Annotated in this window: 20 protein-coding genes; 6 read left to right on the top strand and 14 right to left on the bottom strand. The window is 73.9% G+C overall.

Features of this window, described 5'->3' with window-relative positions; all coding sequences use genetic code 11:
- Window positions 1–116 precede the first annotated feature (116 nt).
- From IG05_RS0134590 to IG05_RS0134600, 3 genes are all read right to left on the bottom strand, one after another.
- Complete coding sequence (locus tag IG05_RS0134590; RefSeq protein ID WP_030348033.1) at window positions 117–1,955, bottom strand: FUSC family protein; 1,839 nt, start codon at window positions 1,953–1,955, stop codon at window positions 117–119.
- A 154-nt stretch (window positions 1,956–2,109) separates the two neighbouring features.
- Complete coding sequence (locus IG05_RS0134595; RefSeq protein WP_051790549.1) at window positions 2,110–2,937, bottom strand: nucleotidyltransferase domain-containing protein; 828 nt, start codon at window positions 2,935–2,937, stop codon at window positions 2,110–2,112.
- A gap of 153 nt (window positions 2,938–3,090) precedes the next feature.
- Window positions 3,091–3,786 (bottom strand): uracil-DNA glycosylase, encoded by a 696-nt coding sequence (locus IG05_RS0134600; protein ID WP_030348035.1) that lies wholly within the window; start codon window positions 3,784–3,786, stop codon window positions 3,091–3,093.
- 222 nt (window positions 3,787–4,008) lie between these two features.
- Between IG05_RS0134600 and IG05_RS0134605 the strand changes: the two genes are divergently transcribed.
- Window positions 4,009–4,644 carry an RNA-binding S4 domain-containing protein gene (locus IG05_RS0134605; RefSeq protein WP_030348036.1) on the top strand — a complete coding sequence of 212 codons (636 nt, stop codon included), beginning with the start codon at window positions 4,009–4,011 and terminating at the stop codon, window positions 4,642–4,644.
- Window positions 4,645–4,683: 39 nt separating this feature from the next.
- On the opposite strand, the gene IG05_RS0134610 is transcribed toward IG05_RS0134605, so the two are convergent.
- Together IG05_RS0134610 and IG05_RS0134615 are read right to left on the bottom strand one after the other, a co-directional pair.
- Window positions 4,684–5,136 (bottom strand): DoxX family protein, encoded by a 453-nt coding sequence (locus IG05_RS0134610; RefSeq protein ID WP_030348037.1) that lies wholly within the window; start codon window positions 5,134–5,136, stop codon window positions 4,684–4,686.
- Between the two features lie 86 nt (window positions 5,137–5,222).
- The gene (locus tag IG05_RS0134615) at window positions 5,223–5,915 is read right to left on the bottom strand and encodes a class I SAM-dependent methyltransferase (RefSeq protein WP_234336142.1); all 693 of its coding nucleotides are present in this window, start codon (window positions 5,913–5,915) and stop codon (window positions 5,223–5,225) included.
- A gap of 281 nt (window positions 5,916–6,196) precedes the next feature.
- Between IG05_RS0134615 and IG05_RS0134620 the strand changes: the two genes are divergently transcribed.
- Window positions 6,197–6,493, top strand: a complete 297-nt coding sequence (locus IG05_RS0134620; protein WP_030348039.1) for a DUF6343 family protein — start codon at window positions 6,197–6,199, stop codon at window positions 6,491–6,493.
- 35 nt (window positions 6,494–6,528) lie between these two features.
- On the opposite strand, the gene IG05_RS0134625 is transcribed toward IG05_RS0134620, so the two are convergent.
- The 4 genes from IG05_RS0134625 to rpsA all read right to left on the bottom strand — a co-directional run bounded on the left by IG05_RS0134625 (window position 6,529) and on the right by rpsA (window position 10,329).
- Window positions 6,529–6,909, bottom strand: a complete 381-nt coding sequence (locus tag IG05_RS0134625) for a tetratricopeptide repeat protein (protein WP_030348040.1) — start codon at window positions 6,907–6,909, stop codon at window positions 6,529–6,531.
- A 49-nt stretch (window positions 6,910–6,958) separates the two neighbouring features.
- Entirely contained in the window at window positions 6,959–7,585 is a 627-nt protein-coding gene (gene coaE / locus IG05_RS0134630) for a dephospho-CoA kinase (RefSeq protein WP_030348041.1), read from the bottom strand.
- A gap of 97 nt (window positions 7,586–7,682) precedes the next feature.
- Window positions 7,683–8,621, bottom strand: coding sequence for a PAC2 family protein (locus IG05_RS0134635; protein ID WP_030348042.1), 939 nt, complete (start codon window positions 8,619–8,621; stop codon window positions 7,683–7,685).
- A gap of 217 nt (window positions 8,622–8,838) precedes the next feature.
- Complete coding sequence (rpsA, locus tag IG05_RS0134640) at window positions 8,839–10,329, bottom strand: 30S ribosomal protein S1 (RefSeq protein ID WP_030348043.1); 1,491 nt, start codon at window positions 10,327–10,329, stop codon at window positions 8,839–8,841.
- A gap of 304 nt (window positions 10,330–10,633) precedes the next feature.
- Between rpsA and IG05_RS0134645 the strand changes: the two genes are divergently transcribed.
- Entirely contained in the window at window positions 10,634–11,569 is a 936-nt protein-coding gene (locus IG05_RS0134645; protein ID WP_199808429.1) for a class I SAM-dependent methyltransferase, read from the top strand.
- A 96-nt stretch (window positions 11,570–11,665) separates the two neighbouring features.
- Window positions 11,666–14,191, top strand: coding sequence for an ATP-dependent helicase HrpB (hrpB, locus tag IG05_RS0134650; RefSeq protein WP_030348045.1), 2,526 nt, complete (start codon window positions 11,666–11,668; stop codon window positions 14,189–14,191).
- On the opposite strand, the gene IG05_RS0134655 is transcribed toward hrpB, so the two are convergent.
- The 3 genes from IG05_RS0134655 to IG05_RS0134665 form a co-directional block, all read right to left on the bottom strand.
- Complete coding sequence (locus tag IG05_RS0134655) at window positions 14,181–15,173, bottom strand: DUF3068 domain-containing protein (protein ID WP_030348046.1); 993 nt, start codon at window positions 15,171–15,173, stop codon at window positions 14,181–14,183. The two genes, hrpB and IG05_RS0134655, sit on opposite strands and share 11 nt — an antisense overlap.
- A gap of 27 nt (window positions 15,174–15,200) precedes the next feature.
- Entirely contained in the window at window positions 15,201–15,335 is a 135-nt protein-coding gene (locus tag IG05_RS47245; protein ID WP_107051474.1) for an SPW_0924 family protein, read from the bottom strand.
- A 159-nt stretch (window positions 15,336–15,494) separates the two neighbouring features.
- Window positions 15,495–17,261 carry a lytic transglycosylase domain-containing protein gene (locus tag IG05_RS0134665; protein WP_030348047.1) on the bottom strand — a complete coding sequence of 589 codons (1,767 nt, stop codon included), beginning with the start codon at window positions 17,259–17,261 and terminating at the stop codon, window positions 15,495–15,497.
- A 318-nt stretch (window positions 17,262–17,579) separates the two neighbouring features.
- On the opposite strand from IG05_RS0134665, the gene IG05_RS0134670 reads away from it, so the two are divergent.
- Window positions 17,580–18,458, top strand: coding sequence for a DUF4184 family protein (locus tag IG05_RS0134670; RefSeq protein WP_030348048.1), 879 nt, complete (start codon window positions 17,580–17,582; stop codon window positions 18,456–18,458).
- Here the strand turns inward: IG05_RS0134670 and IG05_RS48060 are convergent.
- Window positions 18,358–18,777 (bottom strand): hypothetical protein, encoded by a 420-nt coding sequence (locus tag IG05_RS48060; RefSeq protein WP_158839073.1) that lies wholly within the window; start codon window positions 18,775–18,777, stop codon window positions 18,358–18,360. The two genes, IG05_RS0134670 and IG05_RS48060, sit on opposite strands and share 101 nt — an antisense overlap.
- 737 nt (window positions 18,778–19,514) lie before the next feature.
- A complete protein-coding gene (gene polA / locus IG05_RS0134680; RefSeq protein ID WP_030348050.1) occupies window positions 19,515–22,241 on the bottom strand; it encodes a DNA polymerase I in 2,727 nt (908 codons plus the stop codon).
- 196 nt (window positions 22,242–22,437) lie between these two features.
- Here polA and IG05_RS0134685 point away from each other — a divergent pair, with 196 nt between their 5' ends.
- Entirely contained in the window at window positions 22,438–24,750 is a 2,313-nt protein-coding gene (locus tag IG05_RS0134685) for an FdhF/YdeP family oxidoreductase (RefSeq protein ID WP_030348051.1), read from the top strand.
- Window positions 24,751–24,768 lie beyond the last annotated feature (18 nt).

Genomic DNA, 24,768 nt, shown 5'->3' on the forward strand with positions numbered 1-24,768 from the left:
GACCGCCGGCGGGAGCGGAACTCATCGCGGGGCACGGATATTTTTTCCGGCCGGCCCGGCACGGAGTCGTTTTCCGGCCGGTCGGGTGCGCAGGCCGGTGCGGCCGGCCCGGAGGGCTACGCGGCGGCGGGCACCGGCACCCGCATGCCCCGCTGCTCCAGCTCCCCGAGCGCCTCGCGCAGTTGATGCAGGTGCCGGGGGGTGAGCCGGCCGGTGTCGTCGAGGTGGACGGCGCAGGCCGTGGTGGTGTCCACGAGCTGTTCCAGCACCTCGGCGACGGCGTCCGTGCCCTCGGTGTGCCGGGCGAGGGCGGGCAGCTCCGCGGCGGCGAGCGCGATGGCGGTCCGGGCCTCGGCGAGGGTCCGGTAGGCCTCCCGGCGCAGCGCCCACCGCTCGGCGCGGTCGCCCGACTCGCCGAGGACGTGCAGGAGGTAGGCGTGCGCGGCGCCGCCGGCCGCCGTGAGCCGGGCCCGTACCCCGCCGCCCCGCTCCCCCGGCATCGGCAGATGCCCCACGACCAGCACGAGGACGCAGGCCAGCAGGGTCTCGCCGATCCTGCTGACCGAGGCCTGCGGCTCCCCGCCGGCCATGACCAGGGCGAGGACCAGGACGGTGACGACGGCGGTGAGCGCCGCGAAGTTCCGGGTGGCGACCGGGATGACGGCGCCGCACACCGCCACCAGCACGATCAGCCCGGCCGGGCGCGGCAGCAGCGCGGCGAAGCCGGCGAACACCACGGCGCCGAGCACGGTTCCGGCGGCCCGGCACAGCACCCGCGACGCGAGCGGGCCGAGGTCGGGCTTGACGAGGAAGACGGCGGTGGCGGGCAGCCAGTACCAGTGCGTGTGCGGCCCGTACCAGCGGCTGTGATGCAGGGCCTGGGCGATGGCCGCGCTCGCGCCGAAGCACAGGGCGACCCGCAGCCCGTACTCGCGCCCGCCGGCCCCGAGCGCGGCCCGCAGCGCGTGCCGGGCACCCCGGCGCCGGCCGAGCAGTCCGCGGTGGGCGCCCTCGCCCCGGTCGAAGGCATCGGCGGCCCCCAGCAGGGCGTCGTCCAGGGCGCGCTGGGCCGGCGCCGACCGGTGCGGGGCGGGCAGCGGGCCGGTGCCGGTGTCGCCGCGGACGGCGGCGGCGAGCCGCCGGGGCCCCTCCGCCGCCCGCGCCGGAACCGGCTCCCCCACCCAGTACAGAGCGGTGGCGGCCTCGGCGAGGGGCAGGGCGGCCGCGAACCGGGCGTGCAGCCGGCGCTCGGCGGCCGAGCCGGCGTACCGGCGCAGCCGGGGACCGGCGAGGGCGTCCTGGGCGTGGTCGAGCGCGGCGGTGAGCGCGGCCCGACGGGCGGTGGCGTGCTCCCCGCCCACGGCGGCGACGAGCGCGGCGATCGCGTCGTACACGTCGGCGACCGCCTGCCGCTCCCCGTCGAAGCGGAAGTCCCCGGCGAGCGAGCCGGGGCTGGGCAGGGCGAGCCGCAGCACCAGCAGCCAGCCGGCGCCGGCCAGGAAGGCCACGGCCCGCAACCAGCCGCTCTCGGCGGCCGGCATCCCGGCGCCGACGGACGCGGCGACCAGCAGTTGCGTACCGGCGGCGGAGGCGACGGGCCCGACGGCGCTGACACCGCCGGCGACCAGCCCCAGCGCGGTGAGCGCCAAGGTCAGCGGTACGGCGGCCAGGCCCTGCCCCGCATACGTCCCCAGGAGCAGCCCCAGCGCCCCGGCCAGCGCGGGCACCCCGAGCCGCTTCACCGACGCCCGCCGGCTGCCGGGCCGGTCGTTGATGCCGACGAGCATCGCGGCGATGGCGGCGATCACACCGAGCGCCGTCTGCCCGGCGAGCAGCCCCGCGGCCAGCAGCGGCCCGGCGGAGAGCGCGCCCCGGCAGACCGCGCTCCAGGGAACGGGTCCGCGCTGGGCGCGGAAGGCGTGGGCGAGCCAGAGGGGTACGGCGGGCCGGGACACGGGGCTCCTGTTCGTACGAGGGCAGGGGTGGGCCTTCGGACGACGGCGGCCGGTGGAGTGCTCCCACGGTAGAGCGCGTTCCCCCCGGAAACGGGACGATGACGTTTCGCCCGTGTGAAAGCTGCCGGGACAGCCGCATTCTTTATGAACGCAATCACCCGGACCCGCGCCGTGCCGCGGATTCGCGCAAGCCCCCGGATCCGCGCACCGCCGCCGATCCGCGCACCGCCCCGGCGATGATCCTCCCGGCGGCGGTGACGGCGGCGGCGAGGGCCGCGGGCTCGGGGCGCAGGGCGCCCACCACCGGGTCGACGTCCCGCAGCCCGGCCCGCTCCAGCAGTCGTTTCTCGTTGGTCACCCACTCGCCGCGGGCCGCGAGCACGGCGTGGGCGGCCTGGGCGGCGGCCGTGGCGATGGCTCCGGCGGTCTCGGTGAGGCGGCCGTGCGGGGCGTGGTTCGCCTCTGCATACGAGAGGGTGGCGTGGGCGGTGCCGGACCAGCGGTCGAAGGCGGTGCGGCGCAGTGCCGGCGGGTAGCCGACGGGGCGCGGGAGGTCGCCGCGCAGCACCCGGTTGAGCGCCAGTTCGGCGACGACCAGGTAGCTGGGGATCCCGGCCAGGTGGAACAGCAGCGGCTCCACACGGAAGCGGCCCTGCTCCGCCTCCGCCAGCTCGTGCTCGACGGCGTCCAGGTCCCGGTAGTGCACGTCGACCCGGCGCCCGTCGATCGTCAGCCAGGCCCCGCCGTTGAAGACACCGCCGCCCCAGCCGCCGATGTCGGAGACCTCGCCGGGCCAGCCGAGGGCACGCAGGTCGTCCGGGTCGAAGGGGCCGCGGTAGTAGACGGCCAGGTCCCAGTCGCTGTCCGGGCCGTGGGTGCCCTCGGCGCGGGAGCCGCCGAGGGCCACGGCCCGGACGGCGGGGAGGGCGGCCAGCCGGTCGGCCGTGGTGGCGAGGAAGCCGGCGTCGGAGGAGGAAGGCATGCGTCCACCCTGGCGCAGCCACGCCGGCGTCCGCTCCTCGAATTCCGCCGGACCGGGGCCGGGTGGTGGGGGCGCCGTAGCACCGCCCAGGAGACGGCCAGGCGGGCGACGGCCCCGGGGATGCCCACGACCGGCGCGGCTGCGGCGCCGGCTCTACGGCAGCCCGGCCGCGTCCGCCGCCGTGCGCAGCACCTCGCGGAGCATGCCTGCGGTGAGCCGGCCGGTGAAGGTGTTGCGCTGGCTGACGTGGAAGCAGCCGAAGACGTCCAGGCCGTCGAGCGCGACCCGGGCGCCGTGCGCGAACGCCGGGCGGGGGCGGGGCACGGTCCAGCCCGCCGCAGCGAACGCGGGCAGCGCCGCCTGCCAGCCGAAGGCACCGAGGACGACCGCGGCCCGCACCGTCGGCCGGAGCAGCGTCAGCTCCTGGACCAGCCAGGGCCGGCAGGTGTCCCGCTCACCCGGGGTCGGCTTGTTGGCGGGCGGGGCGCAGTGCACGGGCGCCGTGACCCGCACGCCGTACAGCTCCAGTCCGTCGTCGGCGTGGACGGAGGTGGGCTGCGAGGCCAGCCCCACGTCGTACAGCGCCTGGTACAGCACGTCTCCCGAACGGTCGCCGGTGAACATGCGGCCGGTGCGGTTGCCGCCGTGCGCGGCCGGGGCCAGCCCGATGATCAGGAGCCGGGCGTCGGCCGGTCCGAAACCGGGCACCGGCCGCCCCCAGTACGTCCAGTCGGCGAACGCGGCCCGTTTCGTGCGGGCCACCTCCTCACGCCAGTCGACCAGCCGGGGGCAGGCCCGGCAGTCGGCGACGCGCCGGTCGAGCCGGGCGAGCGCACTGCTGTCGTCCATACCGCCACCGTATGCCCGCAGACCTGCCGCTTATGGCAGGGCCTGGGGCGCAGGGCCATGCCGGGCTCCCTGCCCGGGCGCCGGGACCGGCCGGTCCACACCCCGGCTACTCACGCAGGCGGGCCAGTGTGATGCCAGGGATGCCGGGCGCCCCGCCTGCCCCGTGCCGGCTCCCCGGAAAAGGCTTCCTGTGACCTGGGCCCCGCGAGTTAAGGTCGGGGCATGGCTTCCGAGGATGCGGACGAGAACGTGGACCGTGGGACCGGCGAGGGAACGGACGCGCCGGGCGGGGTGAGCGCCGCCCCCACCCCCTCCCCCACCGCCTCCGATCAGCCGCTCGATCCCAAGATCGCTGCCGCGGTGGCCGCCGCCGAGGCCGCCGGGCCCGGCAACGGCGAGACCGTCCGTATCGACAGCTGGATCTGGGCCGTCCGCCTGATCAAGACCCGCTCCCTCGGCGCCGCCGCCTGCCGGGGCGGACATGTGCACGTGAACGGCGAGCGGGTGAAGCCCGCCTACTCCCTACGCGTCGGCGACGAGGTGCGGCTGCGGAACGAGGGCCGGGAACGGGTCGTGATCGTCAAGCGCCTGATCCGCAAGCGGGTCGGCGCTCCCGTGGCCGTCCAGTGCTACATCGACAACTCCCCTCCGCCCCCGCCCCGCGAGGCCGTCGCTCCCGCCGGCCTGCGCGACCGCGGAGCCGGCCGCCCCACCAAGCGGGACCGGCGCGAGATCGAACGTCTCCGCGGGCTCGCCGCCTCCGGCACCCCCGTCAGCTCCCCGCGCGTCCCCGGTTTCGCCCATCCCGGCCCCTCCGCCGGACGCGGCGGGTCCGGCGGGCGGTCCCGCGGGCAGTGAGCCGGGGCGGGCCGCTCCGGAGGTCCGTGGGAGGCGGTGTCACCGTCGGCGCAACAGACGCACCAGGTCGGTGTTGTGGCTCCGGCGGGCCCAGGCGATCAGGGTGAGGGGGACGATCAGGATCAGCGGGGTCGCGGCGTTCTGGCCGTCGAACGCGGTGAGCTGGACGATGAACGCCCCCACCATCAGCGCGCTCAGGGCTATCGCCGCCACGGATTGCAGCACCGGTACCAGCAGGGCGATACCTCCGGCGAGTTCGAGCGCGCCGATGGTGTACATGGCCCCGCTGCCCCAGCCGATCCGGTCGAAGGACTCGACGGCGGTCGGGTGCGCGATGAGCTTGGGCAGGGCGCTCGCGAGGCCGTAGAACAGGGCGAGCAGGACCTGCACCGTGCGCAGGGCGATCCGAGCTGCACGTGCCCGGCCGGCGCGCGGAACCGCGGGGGCCGTGGACGTCGTCGGGGAGCCGGCGGTGACGGTGGTCTCGGACATGGAGTCTCCTGGTGCAGCGATGCCGGATGCTTTCACCGGGGTAGACCGGTGCGGAGCCGGGAACTCATCGCACGGCCGGGACCGTCTCACCCCGTGGGTACTGCCCTCACCCACATCCCGTCGGGTGTCAGACAGGAGTCCACCTCCAGTCCCGCTTCCGCCAGCGCCGACTCGAACTGCTCCTCCGTCAGCGGTCTGGACAGGAATGTCTGGGTCCAGACCGCGTCCGGGAACACGTACTCCGCGTGGACCGAATGCACCCCGTCCCCGGCCGGCTCCACCGAGGCGATCCGCACGGTGAAACCGCTCGGGTCGACCCGCTCTCTGGGCACGTTCGTGTGGTAGTCCGCGCCCTCCCGCTGGAGGAGCACACAGCCGCCCTCCGCGACATGCCGGACGCAGGTGCGCAGCAGGCCCCTGCGCACCTCCTCGTCACCGGCGTGCACCAGGAACGACGCGAGCATCACCACGTCGAACGTCTCGCCCAGGTCGAGGTCTTCGATGGAGCTGCGTATCGTGCGCGCCCCTTGGATCCGGGCCAGCATGTCGGCGGACTCGTCCACCGCCGTGACCCTGAAGCCGCGTTCCAGCAGGGGGTGGGTCACCCGGCCCACCCCGCTGCCCAGTTCCAGGATGTGTGCCCCGGCCGGCGCCGCGGCGGCGACGATGTCCGGCTCGTCGCCCACCGGCAGCCGTGCGTACAGCTCGACCGCGCAGCCGTCCGGGGTGATCGCACCGGGTCCCGTGCCCTCGTAGCCCTCACGCATCTCGATCCTCATGCCCGGACAACGGGCCGCGACCGCACGCCCGTTCCCTCCCTCCCCCGGTTCACTCCTTCGAGCTATTCCGCCCGGGACGGGAACCATCCCCGCTCGACATATCACTGGTGACCGGCCGCCCGGGGATGGTCCTCGCGGGCCCGCCCGAAGCCGCCCGGGCCCGCTCGGGCCTGCTCGCGCCCGCTCCACGGACGTACGGCGGGCGAGGCGGGAGGCGGCGGGCATGGCTGTTGATGCTGGTCGCCGGCGCGGAGTACGTTGCAGGCAGGAGTGGTGATCCGATGCGTACGGGCAGTGAACCGGTGACTGCGCGCAGTGCACTGCGGGCGCGGTTCTGGCTGAGCGTGTGGGGGCTGGTCTGGGCGGCCTTCGGTACGGCGGCGTTCGCACTGGTCGGACGGCCGGGCTGGGCGGTTGCCTGCGGGGTGCTGTTGCTGCTGGTCACCCTCGACATGACCATGATTCTGCGGCACATCCGGCAGGGCCCGCACTACCAGCCGGGCCGTGACATCCCGCCGTACCAGCCGCCGGACGGCCAACCGCCGTATCCCGGCCGACGGGGGCACCGGCGTCCGTGACCGGCCGCGACGGCCGGACCGGATCAACGGGCGGGTCAGTCGTCGAAGCGTGCCGCCCTCAGGTACTCCGGGTTGGGATCGAGCGCCGCGGCCAGCCGGAAGTGGCGCTTGGCCTGGTCGGGACGGCCCTGGCGCTCATAGGTGCGGGCCAGGGCGAAGTGCGCGAACGCGTTGTCCGGCTCGCGCTCCAGCACGATGGTGAATTCCAGTTCGGCGGGCCGCAGTTGTGCCGCGGCGAAGAAGGCACGTGCGCGGAGCAGCCGGGCGGCGGTGTTCTCGGGGTGCGCGGCGATGACTCCGTCGAGCAGCTTCACCGCGCCCCGGGGGTCCCGCGCGTTGAGCAGATGCTCGGCGGCACGGAAGTCGATGACATGCGTTTCCGGCGTACGTCCGGTGGAACCGCTGGTCTCGGGCACGACAGAGTCCTTCCCTCACTCCAGCGTTTCAACGCGCCGGTCCGGACCGCTATTCCGCGCCCTCCGCGCCCGTGCCGCGCTCCCGGGCCCGGCGGGCGAGGTCGTCCCACACCTCGGCGACGCGCTTCTCCAGGGCGTCCAGGGGTACGTCGTTGTCGATCACGATGTCCGCGATCTCCCGGCGCTGTTCGCGGGTCGCCTGCGCGGCCATGCGCGCGCGTGCGTCCTCCTCGGTCATCCCGCGCAGCCGGACGAGCCGGTCGAGCTGGGTCCCGGGGGTCGCGTCGACGACGACCACGACGTCGTAGAGAGGTGCGAGGCCGTTCTCCGTGAGCAGGGGCACGTCGTGGACCACCACGGCGTCCGGGGCCGCGGCACTCTCCAGCTCGCGGGAGCGGGCGCCAACCAGGGGGTGCACGATCGCGTTCAGGACGGCGAGCTTCTCGGGGTCGGCGAAGACGACCGAGCCGAGCCGGGGCCGGTCCAGGCTGCCGTCGGCGGCCAGGATGTCCGCGCCGAAGGCGTCGACCACGGCCGCGAGCCCGGGCGTGCCGGGCGCCACGACCTCGCGCGCGATGCGGTCCGCGTCGATCAGCACCGCCCCGTGCTGCACGAACAGCCGCGACACCTCGCTCTTGCCGGCGCCGATTCCGCCGGTCAGGCCCACTGTCAGCATGAGCGGAAGCCTAGACGCTCCGCTGCGTGGGCCGTCCGGCAGGTGGGGGCCGGTGGGGCCGGCCGCGCCCGCGCGGCGGAGCCGCGCAGGGCGCGGGTCAGTTGTCGCCCTCGCGTTCCGCCAGGAAGCGCTCGAATTCGCGCCCGATCTCGTCGGCCGAGGGGATCTCCACGGGTTCGGCGAGCATGTTGCCCCGCGTCTCGGCGCCGGCCGCGGCGTCGTACTGGTGCTCAAGGCCCTGGACGAGCGAGGTCAGTTCCTCGTCGCCCTCCTGGATCTGCCGGTCGATCTCGGTCTGCGTGCGGTGCGCGTCCGTCCGCAGGGCGTGGGCGACGCCCGGCAGGACCAGGCCGGTGGCGGCCGTGACGGCCTCCAGGACGGTCAGGGCCGCGTCCGGGTACGCGGAACGGGCGATGTAGTGCGGGACGTGTGCGGCGAGGCCCAGGACGTCGTGCCCGGCCTCCATGAGGCGGTACTCGACGAGCGACTCGGCGCTGCCGGGCACCTGGGCCTCCTCGAAGGGGCTGCGGTGACCGGGGACCAGCTCGCTGCGGTTGCCGTGCGGGGTCAGGCCCACCGGGCGGGTGTGCGGGACGCCCATGGGGATGCCGTGGAAGTTCACGGACAGGCGCACGCCGAGCCGTTCCACTATCTGGCGCACGGCGGCCGCGAACCGCTCCCACTCCACGTCCGGTTCGGGACCGGACAGCAGCAGGAACGGGGCGCCGGTGGCGTCCTGGACCAGGCGGACCTCGATGGCCGGGACCTCGTATCCGGTCCAGCGGTCCCGCTTGAAGGTCAGCAGGGGCCGCCGGGCCCGGTAGTCCACGAGCCGGTCGTGGTCGAACCGGGCCACGACCTGGTGGGGCAGTGAGTCGAGCAGCCGGTCGACGATCTGGTCGCCGGTCTCGCCCGCGTCGATGTATCCGTCGAAGTGGTAGAGCATGACAAGGCCGGCCGACTCCTGGGCGAGCGCCATGTCGACCACGGCGAGGCCCTTCGGCTCCCATGCGTACAAACCCTGCGGATCAAGCACTGTGACCGCTCCTCCTCGTGTTCCTCATGGACAACGTGCCCTGGAACAGCGGAATTCCCGCGACACGCCGCTGAGCGACGATTGCCCTGCGGCGTGTCACGTTCCTTCCGGCACGGCGGCGGGGGCCACGGCTTCACCGGCCGGGAACGCCTGAGGGGCCGTACCCCGGAAGGTACGACCCCTCAGCCGGCTATCGGCTAAGCCTCAGCTGCTGCGGTCAGCTCTGGCCGCCGGCCAGCTTCTCGCGCAGCGCGGCAAGCGCCTCGTCCGAGGCCAGCGCACCGGAGGTGTCGGCGCCCTCGGAGGAGTACGAGCCGCCGGTCGCGGCCGGAGCCGCAGCCTCGCCGCCCTCGGCCTCGGCAGCGGCGTCGGCCTCGCGGGACTTGATGACCTGCTGCTGGTGCTGCTCGAAGCGGGACTGCGCCTCGGCGTACTGGCGCTCCCACTCCTCGCGCTGCTTCTCGTAGCCCTCGAGCCAGTCGTTGGTCTCGGGGTCGAAGCCCTCGGGGTAGATGTAGTTGCCCTGGTCGTCGTAGGACGCGGCCATGCCGTACAGGGTCGGGTCGAACTCGACCGAGGCCGGGTCGGCACCGAAGGACTCGTTGGCCTGCTTCAGCGAGAGGCTGATGCGGCGACGCTCGAGGTCGATGTCGATGACCTTGACGAAGATCTCGTCGTTGACCTGGACGACCTGCTCCGGGATCTCCACGTGGCGCTCGGCCAGCTCGGAGATGTGGACCAGACCCTCGATGCCCTCGTCCACGCGGACGAACGCACCGAACGGCACCAGCTTCGTGACCTTGCCGGGCACGACCTGGCCGATCTGGTGGGTGCGGGCGAACTGCTGCCACGGGTCTTCCTGGGTCGCCTTCAGCGACAGGGAGACGCGCTCGCGGTCCATGTCGACGTCGAGGACCTCGACCGTGACCTCCTGGCCGACCTCGACGACCTCGGAGGGGTGGTCGATGTGCTTCCAGGACAGCTCGGAGACGTGGACCAGACCGTCGACGCCACCCAGGTCCACGAAGGCACCGAAGTTGACGATCGAGGAGACCACACCGGAGCGGACCTGACCCTTCTGGAGGGTCGTGAGGAACGTCTGGCGGACCTCGGACTGGGTCTGCTCCAGCCAGGCACGGCGGGACAGGACCACGTTGTTGCGGTTCTTGTCCAGCTCGATGATCTTGGCCTCGAGCTCCTTGCCCACGTAGGGCTGGAGGTCGCGGACGCGGCGCATCTCGACCAGCGAGGCCGGGAGGAAGCCACGGAGGCCGATGTCGAGGATGAGACCACCCTTGACGACCTCGATGACGGTACCGGTGACGATCCCGTCCTCTTCCTTGATCTTCTCGATGGTGCCCCAGGCACGCTCGTACTGGGCGCGCTTCTTCGAGAGGATCAGGCGGCCTTCCTTGTCCTCCTTCTGGAGGACCAGGGCCTCGATCTCGTCACCGACGGCGACGACCTCGTTGGGGTCGACGTCGTGCTTGATCGAGAGCTCGCGGCTCGGGATCACGCCTTCGGTCTTGTAACCGATGTCGAGCAGGACCTCGTCCCGGTCGACCTTCACGATGACGCCGTCGACGATGTCGCCGTCGTTGAAGTACTTGATCGTCTCGTCGATCGCGGCGAGGAAGGCTTCCTCGTTACCGATGTCGTTGACCGCTACCTGCGGGGTGGTGGCGGTGGTCTCGGTGCTGCTCGTCATGTGGGAAAGGGCTCCGGTACGGACATTGAAGTCGTAGGTACTGCTTACGCCGGGAGCCCGTTTCGCTCTGCAGAAGCCGGACAGCCAAGGAAGCGCCCCACCAGGAACTGGTGATGGCGCCTCGACAACCGAGGGGACATACAACAGATGCGAGCGCAGCCTGCTACGTCTGAGGAGCGCAGGCCCGCAGCGCAACTTGTAGCATACGGGGGCGGCCGGACATGGTCAATGCGCGAAGGCGCACACCGGGGGCGGATCGCCGCATTCCCGGCAGAAGAATCATCCCGACAGGCCACGCGGGCCCATGAGATCCCCTCGTACGGGTCCCCCGCGGGTTGGACGGAAGAGTACGACGAGGGAGCCGATCATCCAAGAGCCGGAAACGTACGACCCGGAGGGATCCGAGGGTTTCGAGCCGGAGGCCACCCGGCGTGACGCCGATGTCACGGAGAGCGCGCGAGCCAACCGGGGCTGGTGGGACCGCAACGCCGACGAGTACCAGACCGAGCACGGCACCTTCCTCGGCGACGACCGCTTCGTGTGGGGCCCGGAGGGGCTGGACGAGGTGGAGGCCGAGCTGCTGGGCCCGCCCGGGGAGCTGAAGGGCAAGGAGGTCCTGGAGATCGGCGCGGGCGCGGCGCAGTGCGCGCGCTGGCTGGCCGCCCAGGGCGCGCGTCCGGTGGCCCTGGACCTCTCGCACCGCCAGTTGCAGCACGCGCTGCGGATCGGCGGATCGTTTCCGCTGGTGTGCGCCGACGCCAGCGCGCTGCCCTTCGCGGACGGGTCCTTCGACCTGGCGTGCTCCGCGTACGGTGCGCTGCCGTTCGTGGCCGATCCGCGGCTGGTGCTGCGCGAGGTGCGCCGGGTGCTGCGGCCGGGCGGCCGGTTCGTGTTCTCGGTGACGCACCCGATCCGCTGGGCGTTCGCGGACGAGCCGGGCCCGGAGGGCCTGACGGTGTCCTCGTCGTACTTCGACCGCACGCCCTATGTGGAGCAGGACGAGCAGGGCCGCGCGGTGTACGTGGAGCACCACAGGACGCTCGGCGACCGAGTGCGGGACGTCGTGGCCTCCGGTTTCCGGCTGGTGGACCTGGTGGAGCCGGAGTGGCCGGCCTGGAACACCGCCGAGTGGGGCGGCTGGTCGCCGCTGCGCGGAAACCTGATCCCGGGCACGGCGATCTTCGTGTGCGAGCGGAGCGGGCCGGAGGCGCCTCCGGCCGGGGGTTCGGACCGGGGCTGAGCCGCCGTATCCCCCCTCACCCCCCGCGTACGTGCACGCGCGCGTGCGGGCTGATTCGCGGGCGGGCTGATTTCCAGGCCGTACGACACTGGGGGCGTGATCCGTTACGACGCTCTCGACGCGCTGCCCGTGCGCTCCGCCCTGCCCGCCCTGGCCGACGCCCTGGAGGGTGGCGGCACCGCCGTGCTCGTGGCACCGCCCGGCACCGGCAAGACGACGCTGGTGCCGCTGGTGCTGGCAGGGCTGGTCGGCGGTGGTCCCGCGCGGCGGGTCGTGGTGGCCGAGCCGCGGCGGATCGCGGCGCGGGCGGCGGCCCGGCGCATGGCGTGGCTGCTGGGCGAGCGGCCCGGGCAGAGCGTCGGCTTCACGGTGCGCGGCGAGCGCACGGTGGGGCGGCACACGCGCGTGGAGGTCGTGACGACCGGTGTCCTGCTGCAGCGGCTCCAGCGCGACCAGGAGCTGGCCGGGGTGGACGCCGTCGTCCTCGACGAGTGCCACGAGCGGCATCTGGACGCCGACACGGTGGCCGCGTTCCTGTGGGACGTGCGGCAGGCGCTGCGGCCGGAGCTGCGCCTGGTAGCCGCGTCGGCGACCACGGACGCCGAGGGCTGGGCGCGGCTGCTCGGCGGGGCCCGGGTGGTCGAGGCGGCGGGTGTGGCGCATCCGGTGGAGGTCGTGTGGGCTCCCCCGGCGCGTCCGCTGCCGCCGCCGCACGGCATGCGGGTGGATCCGGCGCTCCTGGCCCACGTGGCGTCGGTGGTGCGGCGGGCGCTGGCCGAGCGGGCCGGGGACGTGCTGTGCTTCCTGCCCGGCGTGGGCGAGATCGCGCGCGTGGCGGCTCTGCTCGGGGACCTCGGCGACGTCGAGGTGCTCCAGGTGCACGGGCGGGCGCCGGCCGCGGTGCAGGACGCGGTGCTGGCGCCCGGGGCGCGGCGCCGGGTGGTGCTGGCGACGTCCGTGGCCGAGTCGTCGCTGACCGTACCCGGGGTGCGGGTGGTGGTCGACTCGGGGCTGGCGCGGGAGCCGCGGGTGGACCATGCGCGCGGGCTGAGCGGGCTGACGACCGTGCGGGCGTCGCGGGCGGCCGGGCGGCAGCGGGCGGGGCGGGCCGGGCGTGAGGCGCCGGGGGCGGTGTACCGGTGCTGGGCGGAGGCCGAGGACGGCCGTCTGCCGGCCTTTCCGGCGCCGGAGATCAACGTGGCCGATCTGACCGCGTTCGCCCTCCAGACGGCCTGCTGGGGCGATCCGGACGCCTCCGGGCTGGCGTTGCTGGATCCGCCGCCGGGCGGGGCGATGGCGGCGGCACGGGACGTGCTGGCGGCGGTGGGAGCGGTGGACCCCGCCGGGCGGGCCACGGAGTTCGGGGCGCGGTTGGCCCGGCTGGGGGTGCATCCCCGGCTGGGGCGGGCGTTGCTGGACACGGGCGGCCGAGGGGCCGAGGTCGTCGCTCTGCTGTCCGAGGAAGTGCCCCGGGACTACGGGGACGATCTTGCCGGTGCGTTGCGTCGGGCCCGGCGCGGGGGTGACGCCTACGCCGCGCGGTGGGCCGCGGAGGTGCGGCGGCTGCGGGGCGTCTCGGAGGAGTCCTCGCGGCCGCCCGCCGGTGCGGGTCGGCGGGAAGAGGCCCTACGGGTCGGACCGGACACCGGCGACGACAGGCTCGCCGGGCTCGTCGCGGCCCTCGCTTTTCCCGAGCGGGTCGCCAGGCTCGACGGGGGGTCGTACCTCATGGCGTCCGGGACGCGCGCGGAGCCGGCCGGGGGGTCGGCGCTGCGCGGTGCTCCGTGGGTCGTCGTGGCCGTCGCCGACCGGCCCACGGGGCAGGGGCACGCGCGGGTGCGGCTCGGCGCGGCCGTGCAGGAGGACGTGGCGCGCGTCGCCGCCGGGGCGCTGTTCGCCGAGCGGGACGAGGTGCACTGGGCCGACGGGGACGTGGTGGCCCGGCACGTCGAGCGGCTCGGGGCGATCGAGCTGGCCGTACGGCCCCTGAAGGATCCGGGCCCCGCCCTCGTGCGGGCCGCCCTGCTCGACGGGCTCCGGCAGGAGGGGCTCGCCCTGCTGCACTGGTCGCCGGAGGCGGAGGTGCTGCGGCAGCGGCTGGCGTTCCTGCGTGCTCACCTCGGGGAGCCCTGGCCGGACGTGTCGGACGCGGCGCTGCACGCGCGCGTGGACGAGTGGCTGGAGCCGGAGCTGGGCCGGGCCCGGCGGCGGGCCGATCTGGGCCGGATCGACGCCGGGCAGGCGCTCGCGCGGCTGCTGCCCTGGGCGGGCGGGGAGGCGGGCCGGCTGGACGAGCTGGCGCCGGAGCGGATCACCGTGCCGAGCGGGTCCAGGGTCCGGATCGACTACCGGGATCCGGAGCGGCCGGTGCTGGCCGTCAAGCTGCAGGAGATGTTCGGGCTGCGGCAGACGCCGGCCGTCGCGGGCGTGCCGCTGCTCGTGCATCTGCTCTCGCCGGCCGGGCGGCCCGCCGCCGTCACGGCCGATCTCGCCTCGTTCTGGCGGGACGGGTACCGGGCGGTGCGGGCGGAGCTGCGCGGCCGGTACCCGAAGCACCCGTGGCCGGAGGACCCGGCGGCGGCGGAGCCCACGCGGCACACCAACGCGCGGCTCAGGCGCTGACCGGTGCGGGCTCCTCCGTCCGCGCGGGAGCGGGTCCCCGGGGGTGGCGGGCGCGGGCCTCCAGCCAGAGGGAGAGGGCGAGGAGCAGCAGGCCGAGGCCGAGGGAGCCCCAGGGGACGTACGAGGTGAGGGCGAGGACGAGGATCCGGTTGTGCTTGACCAGGGCGACCGTGTGGGCGATGTAGTCCTCGCGCATCTTCACGTGCCCGGCGAACGCGGTGACCTTGGCGCGGCCGCCGAGCAGGGTGCCGCCGCGCAGTTCCTCCCGGTGGATCTCCTCACCGTAGACGGGGGCCCCGGTGACCGGTTCGACCCAGAACCTGCGGACCGTGGAGTACCAGCGGGTGGTGCCGGTCCTGGCGACCAACTCGGGGGTGATGCCCTGCACGGGCATGGTCCTCGGCATCGGAACCCTGGTCCAGGGGATGGTCTGCTCGAAGTAGTAGACGGTCAGGCCGCGGAAGGTGCGGGTGCCCTCGTAGTGGATGGGGCTGGTGGTGCGGGTCTGGGCGTCGAAGTACTCGTAGTCCCGTTTCCGGGTCAGGAAGGGCCACTTGAACTCGATGCCCTCGCGGGTGACCGGGTCGCCGTCGACCATCTCGCCGGTGGCGTGGACGGGGTCCTGGGTGTGGGCGTCGAAGATGTAGCGTTCGGGCACCTTGGAGACCATCCTGCCGTCGGGGCCCTGGACGTAGGACAGGCCGTCCCAGACGACGACGGGCCGTCCGGCCGTCTTCCCGATCTTCTTCGCGGCCGCCACGTCGCCCTTGAGGGTCTGCACGATGGTGATCTTCGGGACCTTCTCGGCGCGCATGGTGCCGTAGTCGAGGAGGGTGGCGTTCCGGGCCTCCAGGACCATCTCCTGGTACTGCCCGGCGGGGATCCGGGCCAGGCGCGGGAAGGCGTACCAGCGCAGCAGCGGGGACAGCGCCGCGCAGCACACGGCGCAGGCGAGCAGGACCAGGCTTGCCGTGCGGCGCATTGCGGCCTCCCTCCGGGACGGGCGCGGCTACGGGTGCGCGGGCACCGTCGTCAGCAGCGGCTTGGGGGACGTCCGGCCCGACGGCGTGCCCAGCGCGCTGATCGCGAGGACCAGGGCGAACGCGAGGGCGAGACCGGTCGCGGCGGCGATCAGGGCGCGCATGCGGGGCCTCCCGGCGGACGGTCGGTGCCTGACGGCTTGCTGATGGTTCGTCAGGTCGGGCACCGTAGCAACGGGCGGGCGAGATGAGAACAGCGGTGCGCGCACGAACGAGGGCGCCCTCCCGCCGGAGCGGAGGGGCGCCCTGGGTGCCGCCGTGCGTCAGGAGGCGGACTCGCTCGGGGCCGGGCTCTGCGCGGTGCCGGCCGTGACCTTCAGTTCCACGGTGAGCGTGGCGCCGCCCGTGGTGGTGAGGCGGAGCAGGAAGGTGCCGGTGGTGTCGTCCGCGTACAGCTTCGGGAGGGTGAGCAGGCCCTTGGCGTCCGTCTGGAGACCGGTGAGGGTGCGTACGGCCTTGCCGTCGGCGTCCTTGAAGTAGGGGCCCTTGTCGTTCTCCGTGGCGTCCGTGTCGGACTTGATCAGCGTGGCGGTGGCCGCGACCTTGCCGGCGACGGCGCCCTTGTACGTCGCCTTCACCTGGACCTGGTCGGCGAACTCGCCGCCGGCGGTGCAGGTCAGCGGGGTGTCGCCGGTGCGGGCCAGGGTGTCGGCGGCGCGCGCGGTGACCGTGGCGGTGAAGTCGACCCCCTTGACCGAGCGTCCCACGACGGCCGCGGTGACCTTGAAGTCGCCGGTCTTCTCGCCGGCCTGGAGCGCCGGGGCGGCCGCGAGGCCCTTGGCGTCGGTGACGACCGTGGCCACGGTCTCGCCGCCGGCGAAGGTGGCGTCCGTGTCGCCGGTGAGGGTGAACCTGATCCTGACCTTGGCGACGGACTTGCCGACCTTGGTCTCGGCGCGGACGCCGACCGGGTCGGCGAAGGCGTCGCCGGCCGTCGCGGTGAGCTTTCCGGTGCCCAGGCCCTGCAGGTGGTCCACGAGGTCGGTGGGCGTCTGCGGGGGCGAGGGCGGGGTGGGCGTCGGGGGCGTGGGCGTCGGGGGTGTCGGCGGGGTGGGCGGCTGCGGCGGCTTGGGGCCGGGGGTCTCGTGGCCGCCCTTGCCGTCGCCGTCGCCGCCGGGCTTGTGGGGCTTCGGGTGCGGCTTGGTGGTGGGCGGCTGCGCGGGGCCCGGGGAGGTGGTGCGCGGGGAGCCGCCGTCGCTGCGGTGCTCGGGCACGCCGCCGGTGCCGTCGGGGATGGAGTGGCTGTCCTTGCGGTAGTACTCCAGCCAGTTCAGGACCAGGGCGAGGTAGTCCTGCGAGTTGTTGTAGCTGAGGATCGCGCTGCGCAGGCCGCCGTCGGTGGACAGGTCCCAGCCGTTGCGGCACAGGTAGTGGCCCGCGGCGAGGGCGGCGTCGTAGACGTTGTTGGGGTCCTTCTTGCCGTCCCCGTTGCCGTCGCGGCCGGCCCAGGCCCAGGTGGACGGGATGAACTGCATGGGGCCGACGGCCTGGTCGTAGGTGCTGTTGCCGTCGTACGCGCCGTCGTCGGTGTCCGGGATGAGCGCGAAGCCGTTGCCGTCGAGCTGCGGACCGAGGATCCGGCCGACGGTGGTGCCGTCGGCGTCGACCCGGCCGCCGCGGGCGTGTCCCGACTCGACCTTGCCGATGGCGGCGAGCAGTTGCCAGGGCAGGTTGCAGCCGGGCTTGGCGGAGCGGAGTTCGGCCTCGGCCTTCTTGTAGGCGTCGAGGACCGTCGCCGGGATGCCGGCCTCGGCCCCGCCCCGGGCGACGGGGGTGCCGACGCCGGCCGAGGGGCTGGGGCTGGGGCTCTTCAGCGGTGGCAGGTCCGTGTAATAGGGCGAGTTGCCGGTGGCGTTGCCGGCGGCGGACCCGTCGGGTACGGGGGCGGAGGCGCCGGTCGCCGCCTGTCTGCCGGGGTCCTCGCCGGTCACTCCCGGAGCCTGGGACGCGGAGAGAGCCGCGACCGCCGCCGCGGCCACGGCGGTGGTCGCCGCTCCCTTGCGCAGCCGCCTGCCGAAATGCGCCGCCATAGAGTGAACCCCTCCCATGGACGTCCGTGCGTCCGTCTCCGTCTGTCTGCCTCGCTCTGGTGTGACGGTTGACCCCGTGATCTGGTTGCCCCTGTGCCGCCGTTCCCTCTGTGTGATGTGTGTGCGGCCGTGCGCCCAGCACGGCGACGCAGGTGACCCTACGACAACTTGCTTTGAGCGGGCACCCGTTCGCGCCCCGAATTCACCGGTTGGCCAACTGTCGTCGTCCGGCGGGGACCCGGACCGTGCTCACGCATACTGGGCGCAGCCGATCACCGGTGCCGGGGCCGGGGCCGTCGGACGCTCTAGGGGGCTCTGTTGCCGTTCACGCTCAGTCACGCGGCGGCCGTGCTGCCCGCGGTCCGCCGGGACGGCAGCGGCCGGGGCCGGCTGGTACCGGCGGTGCTCGTCGCGGGCTCCTACGCGCCCGACATGCCCTACTACGCGGCCGGTGTCCTGCCGGGCGGCATGGAGTTCGGCACGGTCACGCACGCGTTCACCGGGGTCGTCACGGTCGACGTCCTCATCGCCTGGGCCCTCGTGGGGCTGTGGCTGCTGGTCCGCGAGCCGTTGCCGGCGCTGCTGCCGCGGGCCTGGCAGGGGAGGCCGGCCGCGCTGCTGCGCTGCGGTGCGCCACGCGCGCGCGTGCGGGCGGCGCCGGTGGGCCGGTGGTACGTCTCCGCGGTGCTCGGCGCGCTCACCCATGTGGTGTGGGACGCGTTCACGCACCACGACCGGTGGGGCACACGGCTGATTCCGGCCATCGGCCGGGACCGGCCGATGGGCATGCCGCTGTTCACCTGGCTGCAGTACGGGTCCTCGGCGGCCGGTGCCGTGGTGATCGCGGTGTTCGTGGTCCGCGCGGTGCGGCGGGCGCCGGGCGGGGCGGCGGCGGGGGTGCCGGAGCTGTCCGCGCGGGACCGGTGGTGCGCGTTCGCGGTGATCGGCGGCTGCGCGCTGGCGGGCGCGGTGCAGCGGACGGCACGGTGGCGGGAGCGGCGGGGTACGGCCGCGGGGCCGTGGGAACTGGTGCCCACTCTGTGCTTCGGCGTGGGCGCCGGGGTGGTCCTGGGGCTGCTGCTGTACGCCGTCGCGGTCAGGGTCTGGCGTCCGGCCGCGGGCCCTGGGGGCCGTGCGGGCTCTGGGGGTCCCGGCGAGGTGGTCGGTGCGAGCCCGGAGCACCCGGCCGCCCGGTGAGGGGCGCGACGAAGACCGTGAGCGTGGGCCGGGGGCGGGATCTCGGGACCAGGATGAGGACGAGGGCGAGATAGCCGCGGGCCAGGTCGGTCCACTGGCGCCAGTCCGGAGTGCGGGCCGGGCGGCCGGCGAGTCCGTGCCGCAGGCGCCGGCCGGCGTGGCGGACGGTCGTGGCCAGGTCGGCCGGGACGCGGGCGGTGCTTGCGTCGGCCGCGAGGGCCGGGACGGGCGCGGCGGGCACGGCCTGCGCCGAGACGATGTCCGCCCAGGCCGCGGTGGCTGCCTCGGGCGTCCGGCGGTGAAGCATGCGTATACCCATGCTCGCAGTGTTGCGGCTGCGGGGGGGCGGGGGCGTTCTGACGGGGTCCACGAGAGTGACGGGCCCTCCGGGGGTTCGGCGGGTTGGCGGGGAGAGGTGGGGTGGGCGCCGTGGGGTGCCGGGCGGGTTGGCGGAGGGTGGGGCGGGGTGCCGTGGGGGTGGGGCGGGGTGCCGAGCGGGGCATGGGGGTGCCGAGCGGGTTCGGCTTCGCCGGGCGCCGCCGGAGGGGCTGTGCCGGTTGCGGTGGGTCCAGTACTGCGGGACCCACCCGCCGGGGCTCTGCGGGGCTGCGGTGAGTCCGGCACCGCCGGGCCCCACCGGACGAAACTGTGCCGGCTGTGGTGAGTCCGGCACCGCCGGGATGCGCCGGCCCGGTTGATCGCCGTTGCGGCGGAGAAACGTTGGCCCGGGTGAGGGAAGCCCGGATGGGGGAAGCCCGGGCGGGGAAGGAAGCGGCGAGCGGTGGCGCGCGGTGGCAGGCGTGAGCGGGCGTTGGCCTCGTCCGGCCGACGCCCGCCTCCCCCGGCTTGCAGAGCCCCGGCGCTCGGGGTTGCAGCGCCCCTCTCGGAGTTGCAGCCCCCTCCGGGTGCGGCCCCCGCTCGGAGTTGCAGCCCCGCTCGCGGTGCGGCCCCCGCTCGGGGTTGCAGCGCCCCCCTCGGAGCTGCGACCCCCTCGGAGTTGCAGCCCGCGCCCGGGGTGCGGCCCCCCGCTCGCCCCCGTCCGTGTGGCGCAGGCTGCTAGTGGGCTGCCGATTCCCAGTCCGGGCCCACGCCCACCGAGACGTCCAGCGGGGCCCTGAGGTGGACGGCCTCGGACATCTCGCGGCGGACGAGTTCCTCGGCCGCCGTCCGCTCGCCGGGGGCGATCTCCAGGACGATTTCGTCGTGGACCTGGAGGAGCATGCGGGACTTCAGGTCCGCCGCCCGCAGCGCGCTGTCCACCTTGAGCATGGCGATCTTCACGATGTCCGCCGCCGTGCCCTGGATGGGCGCGTTGAGGGCCATGCGCTCGGCCGCCTCCCGGCGCTGGCGGTTGTCGCTGTTGAGGTCGGGGAGGTAGCGGCGGCGGCCGAACAGCGTCGCCGTGTAGCCCGTCGCCCGGGCCTCGTCGACCGCCCGGCGCAGGTAGTCCCGCACCCCGCCGAAACGCTCGAAGTAGGCGTCCATCAGCGCGCGGGCCTCGGCCGCCTCGATGTTCAGCTGCTGGGAGAGGCCGAACGCGGACAGGCCGTAGGCCAGTCCGTAGGACATCGCCTTGATCTTGCGCCGCATCTCCGCGTCGACCGCGCCGGGCTCGACGCCGAACACCTGGGAGGCGGCGGTGGTGTGCAGGTCCTCGCCGGAGGTGAACGCCCGGATCAGGCCCTCGTCCTCGGAGAGGTGGGCCATCACGCGCAGCTCGATCTGGCTGTAGTCCGCGGTCATCAGGGACTCGAAACCCTCGCCGACCACGAAGCCCCGGCGGATCGCCCGGCCCTCGTCCGTGCGGACGGGGATGTTCTGGAGGTTGGGGTCCGTGGAGGACAGGCGTCCGGTCGCGGCCACCGTCTGGTTGAAGGTGGTGTGGATACGGCCGTCGCCCGCGATGGTCTTGATCAGGCCCTCGACGGTGACGCGGAGCTTCGCCTGCTCCCGGTGCCGGAGCATGATCACCGGCAGTTCGTTGTCGGTCTGGGTGGCGAGCCAGGCCAGCGCGTCGGCGTCGGTGGTGTAGCCGGTCTTGGTCTTCTTCGTCCTGGGCAGCGCCAGCTCGCCGAAGAGGACTTCCTGGAGCTGCTTGGGCGAGCCCAGGTTGAACTCGTGGCCGGCCGCGGCGTGCGCCTCCTTCACGGCCTGCTGCACCGCGCCCGCGAACATCTGTTCCATCGATTCGAGGTGCGGGCGGTCCGCCGCGATGCCGTGGCGCTCCATGCGGGCCAGCAGCGCGGAGGTGGGCAGCTCCATGTCCCGGAGCAGATCCGCGGCGCCGACCTCCGCCAGGCGCTCCTCGAAGGCCGTGCCGAGGTCCAGGACGGCGCGGGCCTGGACCATCAGGGCCTCGGCCTCGGCGCCCTCGTCCGCGCCGAAGGCCAGCTGGCCGTCGGCCGCGGCGGCGGGGGCCAGCTCGCGGTGCAGGTACTCCAGGGACAGCGCGTCCAGGTCGAAGGAGCGGCGGCCGGGCTTGACCAGGTAGGCGGCGAGCGCGGTGTCCATGGTCACACCCTCGACGCTCCAGCCGTGCTCGGCGAAGACGCGCATGGCGCCCTTGGCGTTGTGGAGCACCTTGGGGCGGCCGGCGTCGGCCAGCCAGGCCGCGAAGGCGTTCTCGTCGGCCTCGTCCAGCTCGGCCGGGTCGAACCAGACCGCCGCTCCCCCGGCCGCGGCGAGGGCGACCTCGGCGACCGAGCCGGTGCCCAGCGCCCAGGTGCCGACGGTGGCGACGCCCAGGGTCCCGGTGCCGTGCTCGGCGAGCCAGGGTGCCAGCTCGCCGGTGCGCAGGATGCGGCCGTCGATCTCGACGCCGTCGGTGGCGACCGGGGTGGTCTCGGCCTCCTCGGTGCCGGGGTCGACGGCGAAGAGGCGCTCGCGCAGGGACGGGTTGCGGATCTCCAGGGTGTCCAGGATCATCGCGACGGCCTTGCGGTCGTACGGGGCGCGCTCCAGGCCAGCGACCGTCCGGGGCAGCTCCACCTCGCGCTCCAGCTCGGTCAGGACGCGGTTGAGCTTGACGGACTCCAAGTGGTCGCGGAGGTTCTGCCCGGCCTTGCCCTTGACCTCCTCGACCCGCTCGACCAGCTCGGCGAACGAGCCGAACTGGTTGATCCACTTCGCGGCGGTCTTCTCGCCGACGCCGGGGATGCCGGGGAGGTTGTCCGACGGGTCGCCGCGCAGGGCCGCGAAGTCCGGGTACTGGGCGGGCGTCAAGCCGTACTTCTCGAAAACCTTCTCCGGGGTGAACCGGGTCAGCTCCGAGACGCCCTTCGTCGGGTAGAGCACGGTGGTGTTCTCGGTGACCAGCTGGAAGGAGTCGCGGTCACCGGTGACGATCAGCACCTCGAAGCCCGCGGCCTCGGCCTGGGTGGCGAGGGTGGCGATGACGTCGTCCGCCTCGTACCCCTCGACGGCGAAGCGCGGGGCGTGCATCGCGTCGAGCAGCTCGCCGATCAGCTCGACCTGGCCCTTGAACTCGTCCGGGGTCTTGGAACGGTTCGCCTTGTACTCGGTGAACCGCTCGGAGCGCCAGGTCTTGCGGGAGACGTCGAAGGCCACCGCGAAGTGCGTGGGCGCCTCGTCACGCAGGGTGTTGGCCAGCATCGACGCGAAGCCGTAGATCGCGTTCGTCGGCTGGCCGGTCGCGGTGGTGAAGTTCTCCGCGGGCAGCGCGAAGAACGCGCGGTAGGCCAGCGAGTGCCCGTCCATGAGCATCAGCCGGGGACGGGTGCCGCCGGGGGTCTTGTCGGTCTGCTTCGGTGCTGTCTCTGCCACGTCCCCGATCCTGCCACGCCGCACTGACACTCCGGCCCGGGCGGCCCGTCCCCGGTACGGACCGGTGCGTTCCGGTCGCGTGGCGTGACGGCGGCCGTGCGCGTGCGAGGCGGCGGCCACCGGCCCCCTCCCCTGTCGGTGGGCCGTGGGAGGATCGTCCGCGTACTTCTCACAGGCAGTCGAAGGGGACCGTGCGATGGCGACGAAGCCGCCCAAGGGTGATCCGGTTCAGGACGCACCGCAGGTCGCGGAGCCGAAGCACGCGGCGGCCGGACTGCCGGCCATCGGGCACACGCTGCGCATCGCCCAGCAGCAGATGGGCGTGCGGCGCACGGCGCTGACACTGCTGCGCGTGAACCAGAAGGACGGCTTCGACTGCCCGGGCTGCGCCTGGCCGGAGCCGGACCACCGGCACGCGGCGGAGTTCTGCGAGAACGGCGCCAAGGCGGTGGCCGAGGAGGCCACCCTGCGCCGGGTCACGCCCGAGTTCTTCACCGCGCACTCCGTCGCCGACCTGTCCGGCCGCAGCGGCTACTGGCTGGGCCAGCAGGGCCGGCTCACGCACCCGATGTACCTCCCCGAGGGCGGCACGCACTACGAGCCGGTCTCCTGGGAGCGCGCCTTCGACATCGTCGCCGAGGAGATCGCCGCCCTCGGCTCCCCGGACGAGGCCGTCTTCTACACCTCGGGCCGCACCAGCAACGAGGCCGCGTTCCTGTACCAGCTCTTCGCGCGCGAGCTGGGCACGAACAACCTGCCGGACTGCTCGAACATGTGCCACGAGTCGTCGGGGTCCGCGCTGAACGAGACCATCGGCATCGGCAAGGGCAGCGTCCTGCTGGAGGACCTGTACCAGGCCGACCTGATCATCGTCGCGGGCCAGAACCCGGGCACGAACCATCCGCGGATGCTCTCCGCGCTGGAGAAGGCCAAGGCGAACGGCGCGCGGGTCATCAGCGTCAATCCGCTGCCCGAGGCGGGCCTGGAGCGTTTCAAGAACCCCCAGACCCCGCAGGGCCTCCTCAAGGGCGCCTCGCTCACCGACCTGTTCCTGCAGATCCGCATCGGCGGCGACCAGGCCCTCTTCCGGCTCCTCAACAAGCTGATTCTGGAGACGGACGGCGCGGTCGACGAGGAGTTCGTCCGTGACCACACGCACGGCTTCGAGGAGTTCGCGGCGGCCGCGCGTGCCGCCGACTGGGACGAGACGCTGACCGCGACCGGTCTCACGCGCGCGGAGATCGAACGGGCCCTCGGCATGGTCCTCGCCTCCGAGCGGACCATCGTCTGCTGGGCCATGGGCCTCACCCAGCACAAGCACGCCGTCCCGACCATCCGCGAGGTGGTCAACTTCCTGCTGCTGCGCGGCAACATCGGCCGCCCCGGCGCGGGCGTGTGCCCGGTGCGCGGGCACAGCAACGTGCAGGGCGACCGCACCATGGGCATCTTCGAGCGGCCCGCCCCCGCGTTCCTGGACGCCCTGGAGAAGGAGTTCGGTTTCGCGCCGCCGCGCGAACACGGCTTCGACGTCGTACGGGCCATCCGCGCGCTGCGCGACGGCGAGGCGAAGGTGTTCTTCGCCATGGGCGGCAACTTCGTCTCCGCCTCGCCCGACACCGAGGTCACCGAGGCCGCGATGCGCCGCGCGCGGCTGACGGTGCACGTGTCGACCAAGCTGAACCGCTCGCACGTGGTCACGGGCGCGCGGGCGCTGATCCTGCCCACCCTGGGCCGCACGGAGCGCGATGTGCAGGACGGCGGCGAGCAGTTCGTGACGGTCGAGGACTCCATGGGCATGGTGCACGCCTCGCGCGGGCGCTTGAAGCCCGCGAGCCCGCGGCTGCGGTCCGAGCCGGCCATCGTCTGCGGGCTCGCGCGCCGGGTGCTCGGCGAGCGCAGTGTCGTGCCGTGGGAGGAGTTCGCGAGGGACTACGCGGCGATCCGTGACCGCATCGCGCGCGTGATCCCCGGTTTCGAGGACTTCAACGCGCGCGTGGCGCGGCCCGGCGGCTTCGCGCTGCCGCACGCCCCGCGCGACGAGCGCCGCTTCCCGACCGCCACGGGCAAGGCGAACTTCACGGCGGCCCCGGTGGAGTACCCGGCGCTGCCCGAAGGCCGGCTGCTGCTGCAGACCCTGCGTTCGCACGACCAGTACAACACCACGATCTACGGCCTGGACGACCGGTACCGGGGCATCACCGGCGGGCGCCGGGTGGTGCTGGTGCATCCCGAGGACGCCCGCGCGCTCGGGGTCGCCGAGGGGTCGTACGTCGACCTGGTGAGCGAGTGGCGGGATGGGGTGGAGCGGCGGGCGCCCGGCTTCCGGGTGGTGCTGTATCCGACGGCCCGCGGGTGTGCGGCCGCGTACTACCCCGAGACGAACGTGCTGGTGCCGCTGGACGCCACCGCCGACACCAGCAACACCCCGGCCAGCAAGTCCGTCGTCGTACGACTGGAGGACCACACCGGGGACACCGGGAGCCGTCTGGAACAATCGGCGACCGACTGAGCGTTTGCTCAGCGAGCA

It is taken from the genome of Streptomyces sp. NRRL S-1022, assembly GCF_000720135.1.
Classification (GTDB): Bacteria; Actinomycetota; Actinomycetes; order Streptomycetales; family Streptomycetaceae; genus Streptomyces.

Coding starts and splice junctions, on each gene's coding strand:
- IG05_RS0134595 (WP_051790549.1), bottom strand. CDS start 2,937: ATGCCTTCCTCCTCCGACGCCGGCTTCCTCGCCACCACGGCCGACCGG.
- IG05_RS0134600 (WP_030348035.1), bottom strand. CDS start 3,786: ATGGACGACAGCAGTGCGCTCGCCCGGCTCGACCGGCGCGTCGCCGAC.
- IG05_RS0134605 (WP_030348036.1), top strand. CDS start 4,009: ATGGCTTCCGAGGATGCGGACGAGAACGTGGACCGTGGGACCGGCGAG.
- IG05_RS0134610 (WP_030348037.1), bottom strand. CDS start 5,136: ATGTCCGAGACCACCGTCACCGCCGGCTCCCCGACGACGTCCACGGCC.
- IG05_RS0134615 (WP_234336142.1), bottom strand. CDS start 5,915: ATGAGGATCGAGATGCGTGAGGGCTACGAGGGCACGGGACCCGGTGCG.
- IG05_RS0134620 (WP_030348039.1), top strand. CDS start 6,197: ATGCGTACGGGCAGTGAACCGGTGACTGCGCGCAGTGCACTGCGGGCG.
- coaE (WP_030348041.1), bottom strand. CDS start 7,585: ATGCTGACAGTGGGCCTGACCGGCGGAATCGGCGCCGGCAAGAGCGAG.
- rpsA (WP_030348043.1), bottom strand. CDS start 10,329: ATGACGAGCAGCACCGAGACCACCGCCACCACCCCGCAGGTAGCGGTC.
- IG05_RS0134645 (WP_199808429.1), top strand. CDS start 10,634: ATGAGATCCCCTCGTACGGGTCCCCCGCGGGTTGGACGGAAGAGTACG.
- IG05_RS0134655 (WP_030348046.1), bottom strand. CDS start 15,173: ATGCGCCGCACGGCAAGCCTGGTCCTGCTCGCCTGCGCCGTGTGCTGC.
- IG05_RS47245 (WP_107051474.1), bottom strand. CDS start 15,335: ATGCGCGCCCTGATCGCCGCCGCGACCGGTCTCGCCCTCGCGTTCGCC.
- IG05_RS0134665 (WP_030348047.1), bottom strand. CDS start 17,261: ATGGCGGCGCATTTCGGCAGGCGGCTGCGCAAGGGAGCGGCGACCACC.
- IG05_RS48060 (WP_158839073.1), bottom strand. CDS start 18,777: ATGGGTATACGCATGCTTCACCGCCGGACGCCCGAGGCAGCCACCGCG.
- IG05_RS0134685 (WP_030348051.1), top strand. CDS start 22,438: ATGGCGACGAAGCCGCCCAAGGGTGATCCGGTTCAGGACGCACCGCAG.